The sequence below is a fragment of the Pseudomonas sp. AM8 genome (assembly GCF_036346475.1).
Taxonomy (GTDB): Bacteria; Pseudomonadota; Gammaproteobacteria; order Pseudomonadales; family Pseudomonadaceae; genus Aquipseudomonas; species Aquipseudomonas marginalis.
On record NZ_JAOTNX010000006.1, the window covers coordinates 59,830 to 77,062 of the forward strand.

General features: G+C 60.6%; 18 protein-coding genes. 6 read left to right on the plus strand and 12 right to left on the minus strand.

The window, feature by feature from the left end:
* Positions 1-310: 310 nt before the first annotated feature.
* Positions 311-958, plus strand: a complete 648-nt coding sequence (locus V3W40_RS15945) for a hypothetical protein (protein ID WP_065926842.1) — start codon at positions 311-313, stop codon at positions 956-958.
* Positions 959-1,026: 68 nt separating this feature from the next.
* On the opposite strand, the gene V3W40_RS15950 is transcribed toward V3W40_RS15945, so the two are convergent.
* From V3W40_RS15950 to V3W40_RS15975, 6 genes are all read right to left on the minus strand, one after another.
* Positions 1,027-2,574: a SulP family inorganic anion transporter gene (locus tag V3W40_RS15950; RefSeq protein ID WP_330215314.1), complete on the minus strand. Its 1,548-nt coding sequence runs from the start codon at positions 2,572-2,574 to the stop codon at positions 1,027-1,029.
* 84 nt (positions 2,575-2,658) lie between these two features.
* Positions 2,659-3,390 (minus strand): carbonic anhydrase, encoded by a 732-nt coding sequence (locus V3W40_RS15955; protein ID WP_027608119.1) that lies wholly within the window; start codon positions 3,388-3,390, stop codon positions 2,659-2,661.
* 226 nt (positions 3,391-3,616) lie between these two features.
* A complete protein-coding gene (locus V3W40_RS15960; RefSeq protein ID WP_065926840.1) occupies positions 3,617-4,675 on the minus strand; it encodes a PA0069 family radical SAM protein in 1,059 nt (352 codons plus the stop codon).
* Positions 4,676-4,745: 70 nt separating this feature from the next.
* The gene (locus V3W40_RS15965; protein ID WP_027608121.1) at positions 4,746-6,044 is read right to left on the minus strand and encodes a cytochrome c; all 1,299 of its coding nucleotides are present in this window, start codon (positions 6,042-6,044) and stop codon (positions 4,746-4,748) included.
* A gap of 12 nt (positions 6,045-6,056) precedes the next feature.
* Positions 6,057-7,841 (minus strand): GMC family oxidoreductase, encoded by a 1,785-nt coding sequence (locus tag V3W40_RS15970; RefSeq protein WP_065946460.1) that lies wholly within the window; start codon positions 7,839-7,841, stop codon positions 6,057-6,059.
* Between the two features lie 2 nt (positions 7,842-7,843).
* Positions 7,844-8,596 carry a gluconate 2-dehydrogenase subunit 3 family protein gene (locus V3W40_RS15975; protein ID WP_027608123.1) on the minus strand — a complete coding sequence of 251 codons (753 nt, stop codon included), beginning with the start codon at positions 8,594-8,596 and terminating at the stop codon, positions 7,844-7,846.
* 274 nt (positions 8,597-8,870) lie between these two features.
* Between V3W40_RS15975 and V3W40_RS15980 the strand changes: the two genes are divergently transcribed.
* On the plus strand, positions 8,871-9,527 hold the full coding sequence (locus V3W40_RS15980) for a phosphatase domain-containing protein (RefSeq protein WP_330215315.1): 657 nt from the start codon (positions 8,871-8,873) through the stop codon (positions 9,525-9,527).
* Between the two features lie 115 nt (positions 9,528-9,642).
* Here V3W40_RS15980 and V3W40_RS15985 read toward each other — a convergent pair whose 3' ends face one another.
* Together V3W40_RS15985 and prlC are read right to left on the minus strand one after the other, a co-directional pair.
* On the minus strand, positions 9,643-9,915 hold the full coding sequence (locus V3W40_RS15985; protein ID WP_027608125.1) for a YheV family putative zinc ribbon protein: 273 nt from the start codon (positions 9,913-9,915) through the stop codon (positions 9,643-9,645).
* Entirely contained in the window at positions 9,912-11,963 is a 2,052-nt protein-coding gene (prlC, locus tag V3W40_RS15990) for an oligopeptidase A (RefSeq protein WP_065926837.1), read from the minus strand. Before prlC ends, V3W40_RS15985 begins: the two co-directional genes overlap by 4 nt.
* A 102-nt stretch (positions 11,964-12,065) precedes the next feature.
* Between prlC and V3W40_RS15995 the strand changes: the two genes are divergently transcribed.
* On the plus strand, positions 12,066-12,608 hold the full coding sequence (locus tag V3W40_RS15995; RefSeq protein ID WP_027608127.1) for a gamma carbonic anhydrase family protein: 543 nt from the start codon (positions 12,066-12,068) through the stop codon (positions 12,606-12,608).
* Positions 12,605-13,264 carry an HAD family hydrolase gene (locus tag V3W40_RS16000; protein ID WP_137211764.1) on the plus strand — a complete coding sequence of 220 codons (660 nt, stop codon included), beginning with the start codon at positions 12,605-12,607 and terminating at the stop codon, positions 13,262-13,264. The genes V3W40_RS15995 and V3W40_RS16000 overlap by 4 nt, the downstream gene beginning before the upstream one ends.
* Positions 13,265-13,324: 60 nt before the next feature.
* On the opposite strand, the gene V3W40_RS16005 is transcribed toward V3W40_RS16000, so the two are convergent.
* On the minus strand, positions 13,325-14,368 hold the full coding sequence (locus V3W40_RS16005) for an aminopeptidase (RefSeq protein WP_065946458.1): 1,044 nt from the start codon (positions 14,366-14,368) through the stop codon (positions 13,325-13,327).
* A 110-nt stretch (positions 14,369-14,478) separates the two neighbouring features.
* Between V3W40_RS16005 and V3W40_RS16010 the strand changes: the two genes are divergently transcribed.
* Positions 14,479-14,901 (plus strand): PA0061/PA0062 family lipoprotein, encoded by a 423-nt coding sequence (locus V3W40_RS16010; RefSeq protein WP_065926833.1) that lies wholly within the window; start codon positions 14,479-14,481, stop codon positions 14,899-14,901.
* On the opposite strand, the gene V3W40_RS16015 is transcribed toward V3W40_RS16010, so the two are convergent.
* On the minus strand, positions 14,902-15,141 hold the full coding sequence (locus V3W40_RS16015) for a DUF1161 domain-containing protein (RefSeq protein ID WP_017734725.1): 240 nt from the start codon (positions 15,139-15,141) through the stop codon (positions 14,902-14,904).
* Positions 15,142-15,286: 145 nt separating this feature from the next.
* Complete coding sequence (locus V3W40_RS16020; RefSeq protein ID WP_065926832.1) at positions 15,287-15,718, minus strand: OsmC family protein; 432 nt, start codon at positions 15,716-15,718, stop codon at positions 15,287-15,289.
* A gap of 215 nt (positions 15,719-15,933) precedes the next feature.
* Between V3W40_RS16020 and V3W40_RS16025 the strand changes: the two genes are divergently transcribed.
* Entirely contained in the window at positions 15,934-16,935 is a 1,002-nt protein-coding gene (locus V3W40_RS16025) for an LLM class flavin-dependent oxidoreductase (RefSeq protein ID WP_330215316.1), read from the plus strand.
* Between the two features lie 60 nt (positions 16,936-16,995).
* On the opposite strand, the gene V3W40_RS16030 is transcribed toward V3W40_RS16025, so the two are convergent.
* A complete protein-coding gene (locus V3W40_RS16030; RefSeq protein WP_005783407.1) occupies positions 16,996-17,220 on the minus strand; it encodes a DUF1161 domain-containing protein in 225 nt (74 codons plus the stop codon).
* Between the last annotated feature and the right edge of the window lie 13 nt (positions 17,221-17,233).

Consider the following 17,233-nt stretch of genomic DNA (forward strand, 5'->3'; position numbering starts at 1 on the left):
GCGGCTTCCATACTGCTTACAACCGCTTAGCCTTACCTGCTTATGCAGTCTGGCGTCATCAGCTAATCGCGTACAAACCCGAGTATAGACACGCTCTGCAACCCCGCAATGTGTAGGGGCAAATGAGCAAAAATGAGTGGCCAGGCCTAATAAAACCGGCTGCGGAATCGTTTATCCGACCAACGATGGCAATTCGATATAACGCCTGTGCATAACCATGAAATAATTATGACAAATGCGTCTTAGGCGCTCGTATAAACGAGCTACCTTATGCTGTCCCTATTCCTACGCCTGCTTCACTGGAGCCTTCATGAACACCGCCGCATTGCGCGAGCAGATTTCCCGTGCCCATCAACACGAATCCAGCACTGGCCAGTTGGCCAAGCAGCTGGAAGAGCAATTGCCGCACCTGCATTCGGCCATTTCCCTGGCTGATGGCGATCGCAACATTGTCATGACCCGTTTCGTCACGGCCTACATCGATCTCGTGCCGGACCTGCTGGACGCCGCCAACGACGTGGCCCGCGAGGCCGGCATCGAAAGCCAGATCAAGCCAGTGCTGAAAATCGCCGAGCATTTCTTCCTGCAGCCCCCCGCGATCCTGGCCGGCCATGAAGGGCTCGACGGTCTGCTGGACGAGGCTTACCTGGCCCATCGCCTGGTGGAAGAGGTCAACGATTTGTATATCAAACACTTTGGCCGGCCACTGATTCCAGCAGATACCACCGTGGCCAACGTGATTGCCCATCAGTTGATCGGTGAAGCATTCGCCAACCAGCTGGATGAAGCCGTTCATCATGCGGTGGATGAAATGCTCAACGAAGACAGCTTTGCACTGGAGTCTGTCGAAGCGTATCGCGAACAGCTGAAAAGCCCGGCAACGGAAGCCGCGTGGAAGCGCTGGCCGTGCCTGTCCCGCCAGCTGGGGGTTGAGTTGGCGTTGGATCAGCCGGCTTAAATCCTAAATGACACAGAGAATGAATGTGGGAGGGGGCAAGCCCCCTCCCACATGTTGATCCCACTCCCTCAGCCGACTGAGGGCGCCGAGCCGATCCCTGTCGTCATCCTGACCCGGCCTTCGAGCCTGCGCTTCAACCCACGCGCCTCGATCACCAGCCTCGAGCCCTTGGCCGCATTCGCCCGGTCCCATTCCTCCAGCAACTCCAGGCAGGAATGGTCGATATAACTCAGGTTACTCAGCGGTACGTGCACAGTCGTGCCCGGAGGCACCGTCGCCAGCACCCGGGTCAACGCCGGCACTTTCAGGAAAGTCGCCGCACCGGTCAAACGCAGCTCCATTTCCCCCTCCGGGGGCAGGTCGATCAGACTGACTTTCAGGCGCGAGGCCTTGAGCGCCAGCTTGACCAGTGTGAGCCCGAAGCCCACCAGCACACCGGTCAGCAGGTCGGTGAAAATGATCGCCAACGCCGTGGCCGCGTAGGTAAACATCGGCATACGCCCATAACGACCGAGGGCCTTGAAGGCCTTGATGTCCACCAGCTTGATCCCGGTGTACACCAACACACCCGCCAGGCTTGCCACAGGAATGCTTTGCAGCACGCTCGACAGCAACAGTACGAACCCCAACAGCCATACGCCATGGAACATGGCTGACAACCGCGTGGTGGCACCGGCCTGCACGTTGGCCGAGCTGCGCACGATCACACCGGTCATCGGCAGGGCACCCACCAGGCCGCACAACATGTTGCCCACGCCTTGGGCGGACAATTCCTTATCGAAATCGGAACGCTGGCCGCTGTGCATGCGGTCGACCGCTGCCGCAGAGAGCAAGGTTTCGGCACTGGCGATAAACGCCACCGCAAACGCAGCGATCAACAACTGAGGGTCAGCCAGGTTCAACAGGTCGCTGGGACGCAGCCAATCGATGGCGTCGGCGAGGTTCTCCGGGACTTCCACACGCTTGACCTGCAACGCCAGCACCAGGCTGGCCACCGTTGCCAGGCCCACGCCCAACAGGGCTCCGGGCACGAAACGCAGGGTTTGCGGACGGAATTTATCCCACAGGTACATCACCAGCATCGTCGACAAACCGAGCAAGCCGGCCTGCCAACCCAGGCCGCCGCCCAAGGTAGGAATCGCCTCCGCCAGCGCGGCGGGGAAGCCCGTCAGGTTATCCAGCCCTGAGGGCTTGGGCGCACCGTCGAGCATCACATGGATCTGCGATAGCACAATCAATACGCCGATCCCCGCCAGCATCCCGTACACCACCGCCGGCGCCGTGACGCGGAACCAGCAACCCAGGCGCAGGCGCCCGGCCACCAGCTGCAGGAAGCCGGCCAGCAGCAGGATCGGCCCGAGCATCAGCATCCCATGCTGGCGCACCAGCTCGAACACCAAGACCGCCAGACCCGCTGCCGGGCCGCTGACCTGCAGCGGCGAGCCCGCCAACCAGCCCACCACCAGGCCACCGATAATCCCGGTGATCAGGCCCTTGGCCGGCGGCATGCCGGACGCGATGGCGATCCCCATGCACAGGGGCAGGGCGACCAGAAACACAACCACGGAGGCGAGCAGCTCCCGTGGCAATACAGCTTTCAATTGAGCAGCACGCATGATGGCTCTCCCGAGGTATTCGCCGGGCGCGGCAAAGCCTGGCTGCATCCATGGCAGCCACCGCTTTACCCGGCAGGGAAGTGTTTAGAAGCGCGCTTTAGGCGTCGCGGAAGGAATCGGCCCTTCGCCGCTTAACGGTCGGAATGCCGACTGATCAGCATCGTAGGCTCGAATTTCACTGGTCTCGATGTTGTAGATCCAGCCGTGAATAAACAGCTGACCGTTGGCCATGCGCGACGCCACCGAAGGATGGGTACGCAAATGCTGCAGTTGGGCGATGACGTTTTCTTCGGTGAGCACTTTCATGCTCTCGCCTTCGTTGGCACAGTCGCAATTGTCCTCGACCATGGACTTGGCGACTTCGGCGTGCCGCAGCCAGGCCCTTACCGTTGGCATCTTCTCCAGGCTGGCGGGGTTGAGGACCGCGCGCATGGCGCCACAATCGGAGTGCCCGCACACGATGATGTGCTGCACGCCCAGGGCCAGTACCGCGTATTCGATGGCAGTGGAGACACCGCCGTTCATCTGCCCATAAGGCGGCACGACGTTACCGACGTTGCGGGTCACGAACAGGTCGCCGGGAGAGCTTTGGGTAATCAGCTCAGGCACGATGCGCGAGTCGGCGCAGGTAATGAACATCGCCCGCGGGCTCTGGGCCGTGGCGAGTTTCTTGAAGAGTTCTTCCTGCTGAGGGAAGACGTCGTGATGGAAATGCAAGAAGCCGTCAACGATATGTTTTAGCGCTGCATCGGCAGACTCTGCCACCTGAGGGGCTGAAGCCGACGCAGCCAACGGCTGTTTATCCTTGTCACTCATGATTCATCCTCTTGATTAATGCAGGGGAGTTTTCAGGTCAGTTCGACGCCAGGCCAGTGAAATAGTTGTAAAAGCCACAAACCAGGCTGCCGACTCATCAGTCACTCGCTGAACAAGGTAACCACCGAAACTTAACTCAAACTGAATGAACCGCTCTAGATCGCGGGTTTCAGTGATGTCAAAACGCGACTATTCCTACAGGAATGGTGCATTCTGCCTTTTCAGTCTACAACAATGCCATCTGTCTGCCCGGTGGGCAGAACGCCGTGCAATCCAGATTGAAGCCTTCTCTGCGATCGAGCCCCAGGCGTTTGATCGCCTTGCTGAAGCGCTGGGCCAGCAGGTCGGCAAACGGCCCCTCGCCCCGCATGCGGACGCCGAACCGACTGTCGTAGACCTCACCACCGCGCACCTGGCGCACCAGGCTCATCACATGGGCCGCACGCTGCGGGTAATGCGCCGCCAGCCACTCCTCGAACAGCGGCGCCACCTCCAGCGGCAGGCGCAACATCATGTACGCCGCACTCTGCGCACCGGCGGCATGGGCTTCGGTAAGCAGGCTTTCCAACTCGCTGTCGTTGATCATCGGGATCATCGGCGAGCACAGCACGCCCACCGGGATGCCCGCCTCGCGCATCACCCGTATGGCCCGCAACCGTGCCTTGGGCGCGGCGGTGCGCGGCTCCAGGATGCGCTTGAGCTCATCATCCAGGCTGGTGAGACTGATCATCACCGCCACAAGGCGTTGCCTGGCCAGCTCCGCCAGCAGGTCCAGGTCGCGCAGGATCAACGAGCCCTTGGTGATGATGGTGACCGGGTGCCGATAGCGCAGCAGCACTTCGAGGGTTTGCCGGGTGATCCTGTACTCACGCTCGATAGGCTGGTACGGGTCGGTGTTGGAACCCAGGTTGATCGGTGCACACACATAGCCCGGCTTCGACAACTGCTGTTCCAGCACGTCGGCCGCATTGCTCTTGGCGATCAGCCTGGTTTCGAAATCCAGCCCCGGTGACATGTCCCAATAGGCATGACTGGGCCGTGCATAACAGTAAATGCAGCCATGTTCGCAGCCACGATAGGGATTGATGGAGCGGTCGAACGGCAGGTCCGGAGAGTTGTTGCGGGTGATGATGGTCTTGGCCGTTTCGATGCGCACTTCGGTGCCCTGGGTCGGCGGCACTTCCTGGTACCAGCCGTCGTCCTCCGCCACGCTGACGGTGGGCGCAAAGCGGTTATGCAGGTTGGTGGCCGTGCCCCGACCACGGGGCGGCAGCGGAGTAGACATGAAAGCGCCTCGATACTGTTTTTATATACAGTATCGAGGCGCGAGGTTCCTGACCAGTGCCGTCTGGCGGTCAGTGCTTTTGTGTGACCTGCCCCAGGTCATCGCCCGAGGTGGTGCGCATGTCGTTCTTGCGCAGGTCGGCCACGTCACTGGCTTTCACTGCGGCACCCTGGTTACCCCAACTGCCACGGATGAAACTGACCACATCCGCCACTTCCTGGTCCGACAGGCGCCAGGCGAACGCCGGCATGGTAAAGGTCGACGGCGCCGTGTGAGTGGCCGGCAACGTGCCGCCGTTCAACACGATGTTGATCAACGACGTGGCGTCCGCAGTCTGCACCACCGGGTTGCCCGCCAACGCCGGGAACACCCGCGTGTAACCATGGCCATCGGTACGGTGGCAGGCCGCGCAGTTGTCGATGTACACCGAGGCGCCGGGCTTGCTGTCATCGCCCTTCCACAGCGCCTCGGCCACCTGCTTGTCATACTGGTGCGGCTGGTCCTGCGGGTCCACCGCCGGCAGGCTCTTGAGGTAACGGGCGATAGCGGTCAGGTCGTCCTGGGACATGTACTGCATGCTATGCACGACCACGTCGCTCATACCGCCAAATACCGCGCTGCGATCACTGCGACCGGTCTTGAGGAATTGCACCAGCTGCGCCTCGCTCCAACTGCCGAGGCCGTCCTTGTGGTCACCGCGCAGGCTCTTGGCGATCCAGCCTTCCAGTGGCGCGCTGCCGGACAGGAAGGCCTTGCCGTCAGTCGCGCTCAGGGCTTTTTCCTGCATGGTCAGGGCGCGTGGTGTATGGCACGCGCCACAGTGGCCAAGGCCTTCCACCAGGTAGGCGCCACGGCTGATCACCGGGTCGGCGTCAGCCACGACAGGCTTATCCACCACCTCAGGGGCAAACATCCAGCGCCACGCCGCCAGCGGCCAACGCATGCTCAACGGCCACGGAATGTCGCTGTCCTTGTTCACCTGGGCGACCGGTTCCACGCCCTTCATGAAGTACGCATACAACGCCTGCATATCGCTTTCGCTGACACGCGCATAGGACGGGTAGGGCATCGCCGGGTAAAGCGTACTACCACTCTTGGCGACACCGTGACGCACGGCCTTGTCGAAGTCCTCGAAGCTGTAGTCGCCCAGGCCGGTCTTGTCCGGGGTGATGTTGGTGGAATAGATCACACCGATGGGGGTTTCCATCGGCAGGCCACCGGCGAACGGTTTGCCGCCCTTGGCGGTGTGGCAGGCCACGCAGTCGCCGGCGCGGGCCAGGTATTCGCCCTGCTTGATCAGGTCGGTTTCGGCGGCACTGATCGAGCAGCTGCTGAGCAGGGCAAACGTCGCGATAACAAATGCTTTCATGGTCATCGCTCCTTATGCCTGAACCAGCGGGCCGGGGTTTTTCAGGTACTGCTCGCGGATCGCCCGGGCCGACCAGTAGGTCAATGCCGCCACCAGGCCTGTAGGGTTGTAGCCCAAGCCCTGTGGGAAAGCGGATGCGCCGGGAACAAACACGTTGTGCACATCCCAGCACTGCAAGTAGCGGTTCAGCGCACTGGTCTTCGGGTCGGTCCCCATGATCGCGCCACCGTTGAGGTGGGTGGTCTGGTAGGACGCGGTGTTGAAGTGCTCACCGACTTTTTTGCCCAGCACGGCTATCGCCTTGGGGTTCATCGCTTCGGCGACCTTGCCCATTTTCTCAACCATGAAGCGGTTCATCTTGATGTCGTTTTCCTGCCAGTCGAACGTCATGCGCAGCAACGGCAGGCCGTAGGCATCACGGTAGACAGGGTCCAGATCCAGGTAGTTACCCCGGTAGGATTGATGGGCACCGTGAGCATCCATCGACACCTGGTGGGTGTAGTAATCGGCGGTGGCGCGCTTCCAGGCACTGCCCCAGGCCGGAGTGCCGGGCGGGTTGGACGTACCGGCAATCGGCCGGCTGCCGGCCTGGTTGACCCACATCGGCGAACCGCCCACAAAGCCATGGGGCCCGTGATCGAAGTTGTCGGCGTTGAAGTCATCGATGGCCACGCCATTGCCGCCGGCACCGATAAAGTTGTTGGTATGGGTGTCCTTGTCGAAGAACGCCTTGATGGTGGCCATGTTCTGGTAGGCAAAGTTCCTGCCCACCACACCCTCATTGGTCATCGGGTCGTAAGGCTTGCCGATGCCCGACAGCAGCATAAGCCGCACGTTGTGGAACTGGAACGCGCCGAGGATCACCAGGTCTGCCGGTTGTTCACACTCTCGGCCCTGGGCGTCGATGTAGGTCACGCCGGTGGCCTTGCTCTTGGTGCTGTCCAGATTGACCTTGAGCACGTGGGAGTTGGGCCGCAGCTCGAAATTCGGCACCTGGCGCAGCGCCGGCAGGATGTTCACGTTCGGCGAGGCCTTGGAGTACATGTAGCACACGTAGCCGCTGCAAAAACCGCAGAAGTTGCACGGGCCCATCTGCGCGCCGTAGGGGTTGGTGTAAGGTCCCGAGGTATTGGCTGACGGCAGGTTGTAGGGCTTGTACCCGACGCTGGCGGCGGCTTTCTGAAACAGCTGTGCGGAGACTGTGTTCTTTTGCGCTTCCAACGGAAACGGGTTGGAACGGTCCGGCGCATAGGGGTTGCCGCCACGACCTTCGCCCACCACCTGGCCTTTCACGGTCCAGGCCTGGCCTGAGGTGCCGAAGACTTTTTCCGCATAGTCGAAAAACGGCTCCAGCTCTTCGTAGCTCACGCCGAAGTCCTGGATGGTCATGTCCTTGGGAATGAAATGCTTGCCGTAGCGTTCCTCGTAATGGCTGCGCATGCGCAGTTCAATCGGATCGACACGGAAATGCACGCCCGACCAGTGCAAGCCCGCACCGCCCACGCCGTTACCCGGCAAAAACGCGCCGAGCTGACGGTTAGGCAAGGCAACGTCATTCACGCTATGGCGAATCGTCACCGTCTCCTTGGAGATGTCCTGGAAGAGTTTTTTACGCACGCTGTAGGTCAGTTCGTCGATGACCTGGGGATAGTTGCCGTCCGGGTAAGTGTCCTGCATCGGGCCGCGCTCCAGCGCTACCACGTTCAGCCCGGCTTCCGTCAGCTCCTTGGCCATGATCGCGCCGGTCCAGCCGAAGCCGACAATCACCGCATCCACTTTCTTCATGATGGTCGCCACGTTTATGCCCTCTCGCCGCGGATGGATACTGCCGGGAAGGGGTACTGCTCGTTGCGTTCCACCCAGTCCATGAAATCGGCGCGGGCGCCGGGGAAGCCAATCATGGTCCAGCCGACCATGCCTTTGTTGCCACCATGGATCGGGTCGCAGAAGAAGCCTTCCTTGGTGTTTTGCAGCAGCAGGTTGAAGAACATCTTCGGCGGCACCGCGTCAAAATGTGCCGTAACCTCACTGCCGCCCGCCTCCAGGCGCCGCAACATATCGTCTCGGGTAGCGCTGTCTTGCGCAGCAAAAACTTTGCCGTTGAACGCCTTCGACCAGGCATCCGTCGCGGCAATACCCAGGCGATAGATGTCCTTGGGCACCAACTTGCTCTGCCAGCCCATCTCCGGTGGCGCATCGGCATTAAACGGGCCTTGCATGAACCACAGGGCACCGCTGGCGTAAGGCGTGTTCATCTGCCGGTCGATGTACTCCGGCGCGCCAGCTTCCAGGGCGCCGGGGCCTTGGGCATCGGCCGGGATCAGACGCTCGACGGCAGCGTTGATAAACGCCCATTCCTCGGCAGTGAAATAGCTTGGCTCGTAGGCTTTTTCGCTGGCCGCAGGCTTGGCTGGCGCAGCCTCGACCGGCGCAGGCGTCGCCATCAGCATCGAACCGCCAAGGCCGGTGCTGGCAACCGTGACCACCGGGATCAAGGTCAAGGATTTGCGTAGAAAGTCACGCCGGGGGTTGTCTTGATCTTGATCAGACATGGTGGCACCTCATCATGTGGTCACGGGGTTATCAGCCGCTTCTAGGGAGTGGCTTGGCGTTGTCGGGCGGCGATCTGGATCCAGGTGATCCAGGGAGATAGAGCGCAGCGCGCAAACAATAGTTACAAATGATAGCAGCCTAAGCATCGAGAGAATCGCTTCAGCGACTAAAGATTGAGGATTCACGATTCTTTGACGCACACCTCACACCTCCTTGACCCGCCGTGACCGACTCTGGGCGCCATCAACCACTCCCTATAGGGTGACGTCGCCCATGTACAAGCATCATTGGTTGCCGGCCCTGGGTCTGGCGTTCATGGCACTGTTCACCACAGCTTTTGCGCGGGCCGATGACGCTACGTCCCTGCGTTCTCCAGAATGGGCGCAGCCAGTGGGCGACCGCTACAACCTGCATCAAATGACGCCCACGCTCTATCGCAGCGCATTGCCGGATAGCAATGCAGCGCCGTTGCTGGAACAGCTCAAGATCGGCACCGTGATCAACTTCCTTCCCGAGTCCGATAGCAACTGGCTGAAGGCGCCAGGCATCCGTCAGGTTCAGTTGAGTTATCGCACCAACCATGTGGATGACTCTGACGTGCTGGCGGCACTCAGGGCGATCAAGGAAGCGGAAGCTGACGGCCCGGTGCTGATGCATTGCAAGCACGGCTCTGACCGCACCGGCCTGATGGCGGCGATGTATCGCGTGGTGATCCAGGGATGGAGCAAGGAGGATGCGCTGAACGAGATGACCCTGGGCGGTTTCGGCACCAGTAACGGCTTCAAGGACGGCGTTCGCTACATGATGAGGGCCGATATCGACAAGTTGCGCACAGCCTTGGCGAATGGCGATTGCAGCACCAGCGCGTTTGCCTTGTGTTCAATGAATGGCTGGCTCAATACATCAAGCCAGAAGGAGAAACCATTGTAGGAGCGAGGGTGCTCGCGAAGAACGTTAACGATGACGCAGGCCTTCTGGAGGAACGCGGCGCTCTCTGATTCTTCGCGAGCAAGCTCGCTCCTACAGGGGGGGTTGTGCGGTTTCTTCAGTCTTTCTTCAGCTTGGGATTAGGGAAGAACTGCACCGCCTGCACCTTCGGGTCCGGCGCTTTCAACGCCGATGTATTGACCCGCGTGCCCAATTCCTTGGGCACCGACAGACCTTGATCATTCAGCGTATCGGTGTACCCGCAGGCCACGCACTCACGATGCGGCACGCTGTCCTCGGTCCACATCTTCAACTTGTCCGGTTCGCTGCACGCCGGGCAGACCGCCCCGGCGATAAATTGCTTTTTGGTAATCACAGGCCCTTCACTCATGCTGCTGCGTCCTCACTCAGGCCGCTGTGGCGCAAGAGTGCGTCAATCGACGGGGCACGTCCGCGGAAGTCGACGAACAGCACCATCGGCGCCTGGGAGCCGCCGCGCGCCAGGATCGCCTCACGGAATGCACGGCCGGTCTCTGCGTTGAGCACGCCGTCTTCTTCGAATTTGGAGAAGGCATCCGCCGACAGCACTTCGGCCCATTTGTAGCTGTAGTAGCCCGCGGCATAACCGCCAGCGAAGATGTGCGCAAAGCTGTTGGGGAAACGGTTGTAGGCCGGAGGACGCATCACCGACACCTCATCGCGCACGCCTTCGAGCACCTGGGCCACGCTGCGGCCATCGCCATGGGTGGCATGCAATTCGAAATCGAACAGCGAGAACTCCAACTGGCGCACCATCATCAGGCCGGACTGGAAGTTCTTCGCCGCGAGCATTTTTTCCAGCAGGTCCTGGGGCAGTGGCTCGCCGCTTTCATAATGACCGGAGATCAGCGCCAGGCCTTCGGGCTCCCAGCACCAGTTCTCCATGAACTGGCTTGGCAACTCCACCGCATCCCACGCCACGCCATTGATACCGGAGACGCCGGCATGCTCGACGCGGGTCAGCAGGTGATGCAGGCCATGGCCGAATTCGTGGAACAGGGTGGTCACTTCATCGTGGGTCAGCAGGGCAGGCTTACCGCTGTCGGCCGGGGTGAAGTTGCACACCAGGTTCGCCACCGGGCTTTGCAGCACACCGTCGATGGTGCGACGACGGTCGCGCGCGCCGTCCATCCAGGCACCGCCACGCTTGTTGGCGCGGGCGTACAGGTCGAAGAAAAAACGCCCGACGTGCTGGCCGTTTTCCTTGATTTCAAACAGGCGAACATCCGGGTGCCAGGTGTCGAAGCCTTTTTGCTCGGCAATCTCGATGCCGTACAAACGCTGCACGATGGCGAACAGGCCGCCCAGCACCTTGTCGATCGGGAAGTAGGCGCGCAGGGCTTCCTGGGACACGCTGTAGCGCTGCTCACGCAGCTTTTCGCCGTAGAAACCGCTGTCCCAGCTTTGCAGGTCGGCGCAGCCTTGTTCGGCGGCGTAGGCCTTGAGCTGTTGCAGGTCCTGGGCAGCGAACGGCTTGCTGCGCTTGGCCAGGTCCCGCAGGAAGCTCAGCACCTGGTCGCTGGACTCGGCCATCTTGGTGGCCAGGCTCAGCTCGGAGAACGAGGCGTAACCCAAAAGCTTGGCCAGTTCCTGACGCAGGTCGAGGATCTGTTCCATCACCGGGCCGTTATCGTTCTGACCGGCATTCGGGCCCTGGTCTGACGCACGGGTGCAGTAGGCCGCGTAGATTTCTTCGCGCAGGGCGCGGTCCTGGGCGTAGGTCATGACCGCGTAGTAGCTTGGAAACTCCAGTGTGATCAGCCAACCGTCGAGGCCTTTGGCCTGCGCGGCAGCGGCCATCTGCGCCTTGGCCGAATCGGTCAGGCCGGCGAGGGTGGCTTCCTCGGTGACGTGCTTGGTCCACGCCTGGGTGGCGTCCAGCAGTTGGTTGGAGAATTTGCTGCCCAGCTCGGAAAGCTTGCTCTGCACTTCGGCATAACGTTTTTGCTGCTCAGGCGGCAAGTCGATACCCGAGAGGCGGAAGTCGCGCAGGGAGTGTTCAAGAATAGTTTTTTGCGCCACGTCGAAACCGGCGGCTTCCGGGCTGTTGGCCAGGGCTTCGAAGGCTTGGAACAGCGCGCGGTTCTGGCCCATCTCGGTGGAGTAGGCACTCAACGCCGGCAGGCACGCCTCGTAGGCTTCGCGCAGCTCGGCGCTGTTGCACACGGCGTTGAGGTGACTGACCGGGCTCCAGGCGGCGCCCAGGCGATCATTCAATTCGTCCATGGCCAGCACCAGGCCGGCCCATGTCGGATTTTTACCCTGGCTTTGCAGGATGCCTTCGATGGCAACACGGTTGTCGGCGAGGATCTGTTCGATGGCCGGTTGCACGTGCTCGGCACGGATCGCCGAGAACGGCGGCAGGTCGTAGGACTGCAGAAGAGGATTGTTCGCGCTCACGGTTGGCACCTTGGCTGAAGAAACATGTAAGAACAAAGATGGGGCCATCTTAATTACAATCAACGCCCACCGCAGCTATCAGCACATAAGAGAGAGGCTATCGTGACCCTTCGCACCTATCAGAACCACACGCCAACCCTGGGCGCCGGGGCTTTTGTCGATATTTCGGCGGTGGTGATCGGCGATGTCGAAATCGGCACCGACAGCTCGGTCTGGCCGCTGACCGTGATTCGCGGCGACATGCACCGCATCCGTATCGGCGCGCGCACCAGCGTGCAGGACGGCTGCGTGCTGCACATTACCCATGCCGGACCGTTCAATCCTGACGGTTTCCCGCTGCTGATCGGCGATGACGTGACCATCGCCCACAAGGTCATGCTGCATGGCTGCACGGTGGGCAACCGGATTTTGATCGGCATGGGCAGCATCGTGATGGACGGCGCCGTGGTAGAAGACGACGTCATCATCGGCGCCGGCAGCCTGGTGCCACCGGGCAAGAAACTCGACAGTGGTTTTTTGTATGTGGGCAGCCCGGTTAAACAAATCCGCCCGCTGACTGACAAGGAACGCGCCTTTTTCACCTACAGCGCCGCCAACTACGTGAAGCTCAAAGACCTGCACCTGGCTGAAGGATTCGACCAATGACCCTCCCTTACCAAACCGTCCTGTTCGACCTGGATGGCACCCTCACCGACCCACGCGAGGGCATCACCCGCTCGATCCAGTACGCCCTTGGCAAACTGGGCATCGACGAACCCGACCTGACCCAACTCGAACACTTCATCGGCCCGCCGTTGCTGCAAGCCTTCATGCAGTTCTACGACTTCGATGAGGCCAAGGCCTGGGAGGCGGTGAATTTCTACCGCGAGCGCTTCAAGGTCACCGGGCTGTATGAAAACCGCGTATTCGAGGGCGTGATGCCGCTGCTCGAAGACCTGGACAAACAGGGCCGCCAGTTGTACGTCGCCACATCCAAGCCCTGGGTGTTTGCCCGCGAGATCGCGCGGCATTTCGATTTTGCCAGGCACTTCAAAGTGATCTACGGCAGTGAACTGGACGGGACACGCACCAACAAGGTTGAGTTGATTGCGCATGTGCTCCGCGAAGAAGACCTGGATCCGGCCACTACCTTGATGATCGGTGATCGTAAGCACGACCTGATCGGGGCGCGCAGCAATGGCGTGGATTCGGCGGCTGTCGGTTATGGGTTTGGCAGTTTCGAAGAGTTGAACGCCGAAGCGCCGACCTGGCATTTCGAGACGTTGGCGCAGATGCATCAGGCGTTTTTGATGCGGCCCTGAGGCCGCCATCGGGGGCAAGCCTCCTCCCACATTGGGAGCGGCTTGCCCGACGATGAGGCTCTACCGATCAGTACCTTCCAACCGCCTCAACGCAGCCTTGCGCTGCCCCACCGGCAACTCGCCCATCTTCTCCACTGCGGCGTAAAACTTGCGCCAATCCCCGCCTTCCTGCCTGAACAACGCCGCAAACGCCGGCACCCACCGGTCATACAGCCCGAACGGCAACAACCGCGCATTGTTCATCGGCAGGTTCATCCAGGCGTCATAACGCTTGTCCCCGCCCCATTGGCTATCGCGCATCTGCCGGTACTCACGGCGCAACGCCTCGAATTCGGCCGCCTTGGCCTGGCGCATCGCCTCGACGGACAGCGGTTGCACGTAGAGTTTTTCCAGGCGCTTACGTGTATCGAGGATCAACTGGGTAAATTGGTCCCGCTGCTGCCGCGTCGAGCTGCCAAGCGGCGCCAGGCCCTGGGCCGCGCGCCACTGGCGGGTGCCTTCCTGCTCGACGAAGCTGGCAAACGACTCGTTGAATTCGGTGTCATCCTTCACGTAGAACCGCTGGTGCGCCAGCTCATGGAAAATCAGCGTGGCCAGGCGTTCGTCGCCCCAGTTCATCATCGAATTCATGATCGGGTCGTTGAACCAACCCAGGGTGGAATAGGCTTCGACGCCACCTATCGATACGTCCATGCCTTGCTGGCGCAACAACGCCGCCTCACCCCGTGCCGCGCCCTGGCTGTAATAGCCGCGATAGGCCACGCAACCGGCAATGGGGAAGCAATGGGTTTGAGGCGCCAGGGAAAATTCCTGCGTGGCGAAGACATTCCAGACCACATAAGGTCGGCCGATATCGGCATACAGCCGGTAACTTTGGTTGTCAGGCAGATTCAGGTGTTCGCTGGCGAAGGTTCGAGCTTTCTGTGCTTGAGCCAGATGATCACGCAGCCCCTGCGGCCGCGACGGATCGGCGATGACCTCGGCAACCGGCTCCCGGGCTCGCAACAGCTGCCACTGACCACCTGCCAATTGGCTGTAGTAACTGACGCTGGAACAGCCACTGAGCAGCACGACTATCAACCCTGGAAGAAAACGCCTGACCATGCCCCGACCGCTCCTGGGTGATGTGTTCGCCAGACTATCGCGCCTGAAGGGGATTTTTCCACGGCGTGGCGTGTTTATACTCAAAGCTCTCCTTGCGTTGAGTACCTGCCATGCGCCAGCTCCTGCTTCCCGTCGTCGCCCTGTTGCTCAGCGCCTGCGCTTCGACCCCCCTGCCGCCGGTCGATCCGCATCAGGCCTGGGTCGATTTCGCTACGCCAACGCCGGGAGCCAAGCTGGTGATGGCGCAGCGCCTGGATGGTAAGAACCTGCCGGACGGACGCTACTTCCAGGTTTCACCGGGCAGTCACGAGTTGATGGTGCGCTTTGATTTCGAGGTGCCGACCGGCGGCAGCCTCAATGGCTTTGGGCAAACGGCCGACCGCACCTGTTTCATCACTCTGCAGTACGACCATTTCGAGGCTGGCCAACGTTATCGCCTGGAAGGGCGCTCATTGGCCTTCACGCCGAATATCCGGCTGTATAACGCCGCTCGCCAATTGCTGGCGGAAGAACGCAGCGTCAACTGTCTCTGATCAATCGTTGTTCTTCTGATAGATGATGGCTTTGGTACCGTTCTCACAGCTGCCGACGACCATGGCGACGTCGTGCTTGTCAGCCTCTTCCTTGCTGACAATTTCCAAGGTGTAGGACGGAACCGCGTTCGCCTGGATCTTGACCTCAATCTCTTTCCTGAGCTCTTCGCAGTCTTTTGGTGCGGCCACAGCCGATGTGGCCAACACACCGCAAATGATCGCCAAAGCAAAACGTTTCATGTGTGAAGCTCCCTGAATGCATGCGCACGGGTGTGCGCCTAAGGCTGCATAGGCTATAGGACCACATTCGGGAAACACGAGTTCTGATTTAACGCAGAACAAAATGTGGGAGGGGGCTGGCCCCTCCCACACTGGACCTGCAGTGTCAGTTGACCAGCGTGGCATCCAGGCTGATCTTCGCATTCAGCACCTTGGACACCGGGCACCCTTCCTTGGCCTTCTTGCTCAATTCATCGAACTGCGCCTGGCTGGCACCTGGAATCTTGGCCTTGAGCACCAAGTGCACGGCGGTGATCGCGAAGCCGCCATCGACCTGGTCCAGGGTCACTTCGGCCTGGGTGTCGATGCTGTCAGCCTTGAGCCCGGCGTCGCCGAGAATCATGGAAAAAGCCATGGAGAAACAGCCGGCGTGGGCCGCGCCAATCAGTTCTTCAGGATTGGTACCCTTGCCGCCTTCGAAACGGGCCTTAAAGCCGTAGGGCGCTTCGCGCAGCACGCCGGTTTCGGTGGAAATGGAGCCCAGGCCAGTCTTCAGATCACCTTCCCAATGCGCGGATGCCTTTTTAACGATACTCATAGCTTTCTCCTCGAACGGTGGTTTTGCGTCGGTAAGGTTCTGAGGATAGACGCGCCGGCAAAGTTCAGTTGTAAGAGAAACCTAGCAATTAAGTAGGAAATTTCATTGCTGCTATTGAATCTCGGGTATATGCCCTCATTGCATAGGGCATGCACATGAAGCGGCAGGTTTTGGTTCGTCTAAGAAGCCTGCGCCCCCATTGGAGAAGCAGGCTTATGAAATCGCTGTCCGACGTAAAGTTCTCGACCCTCGACCTGGTGCCGGTGCGCGCCAACGGCAGCCCGGCGCAGTCGTTGCGCAATTCCCTGGATTTGGCCCAGCATGTGGAAAAGTTCGGCTACAACCGTTTCTGGGTGGCGGAACACCACAATATGGATGGCATCGCCAGCTCGGCCACCTCGGTATTGCTGGGTTATTTGGCCGGCGGTACCTCGACGATTCGCGTCGGCTCCGGCGGCGTGATGCTGCCCAACCATGCACCGCTGGTGATCGCCGAGCAGTTCGGCACCCTGGAAAGCCTCTACCCCGGACGTATCGACCTGGGCCTGGGCCGCGCACCCGGCTCCGACCAGATGACCGCTCGCGCCCTGCGCCGTGAACGCTCCGGCAGCGCGGATGACTTCCCGGAAGACGTGGCCGAGCTGATGGCCTACCTCGGCCCACGCACACCGGACCAACGGGTGATTGCGGTGCCCGGCACCGACACCAACGTACCGGTATGGCTGCTGGGTTCCAGCCTGTTCAGCGCGCAACTGGCGGGCGAACGCGGTTTGCCCTACGCCTTCGCCTCCCATTTCGCACCGCGTTTGATGCACGAGGCGATTCGCGTGTACCGCAACCACTTCAAGCCCTCGGCCGTGCTGGACAAGCCTTACGTGATGCTCGGCATTCCATTGGTTGCCGCCGACACCGATGAGCAGGCCGACTACCTGGCCACCTCGGTGTACCAGCGCATCCTTGCCTTGATGCGCGGGCAAAGCCTGGTGCAGCGCCCACCGGTGAAAACCATGGACGGCCTGTGGCTGCCCCATGAAAAAGACGCCGTCGGCAGTTTCCTCGGACTGGCAATGGTGGGCAGCCCGGCGAAGATCCGTGCCAAGCTGGAAGTACTGATCGAACAGACCGGCGCCGACGAATTGATCTTCACCTGCGACCTGTACGAGCACGCCGATCGGATTCATTCCTACGAGCTGCTGGCGCAGTTGATGAAGGGCTAAACCCCCAGGCGAAAAAAAACCGACGCACCTGTGCGTCGGTTTCAAGCCTGCCACACGGGATTAACCGCGCTTGTAGACGATTTCCTTGGTACCACCCTCACAGGTGCCAACCACTTTAGCGTCGGTCGAGGCGCCTTTATCCACGACTTCCAGCGAATAACCCGAAGCGCCCTTGGCGTCGATTTTCGCTGCAATTTCACTTTTCAGCTCTTCACAAGGCTTGCCCGCCGCCAGGGCTGTGCCCGCAATGCTCAACAAACCTACCGCTAACAGGAACTTCTTCATCCGTCACTTTCCT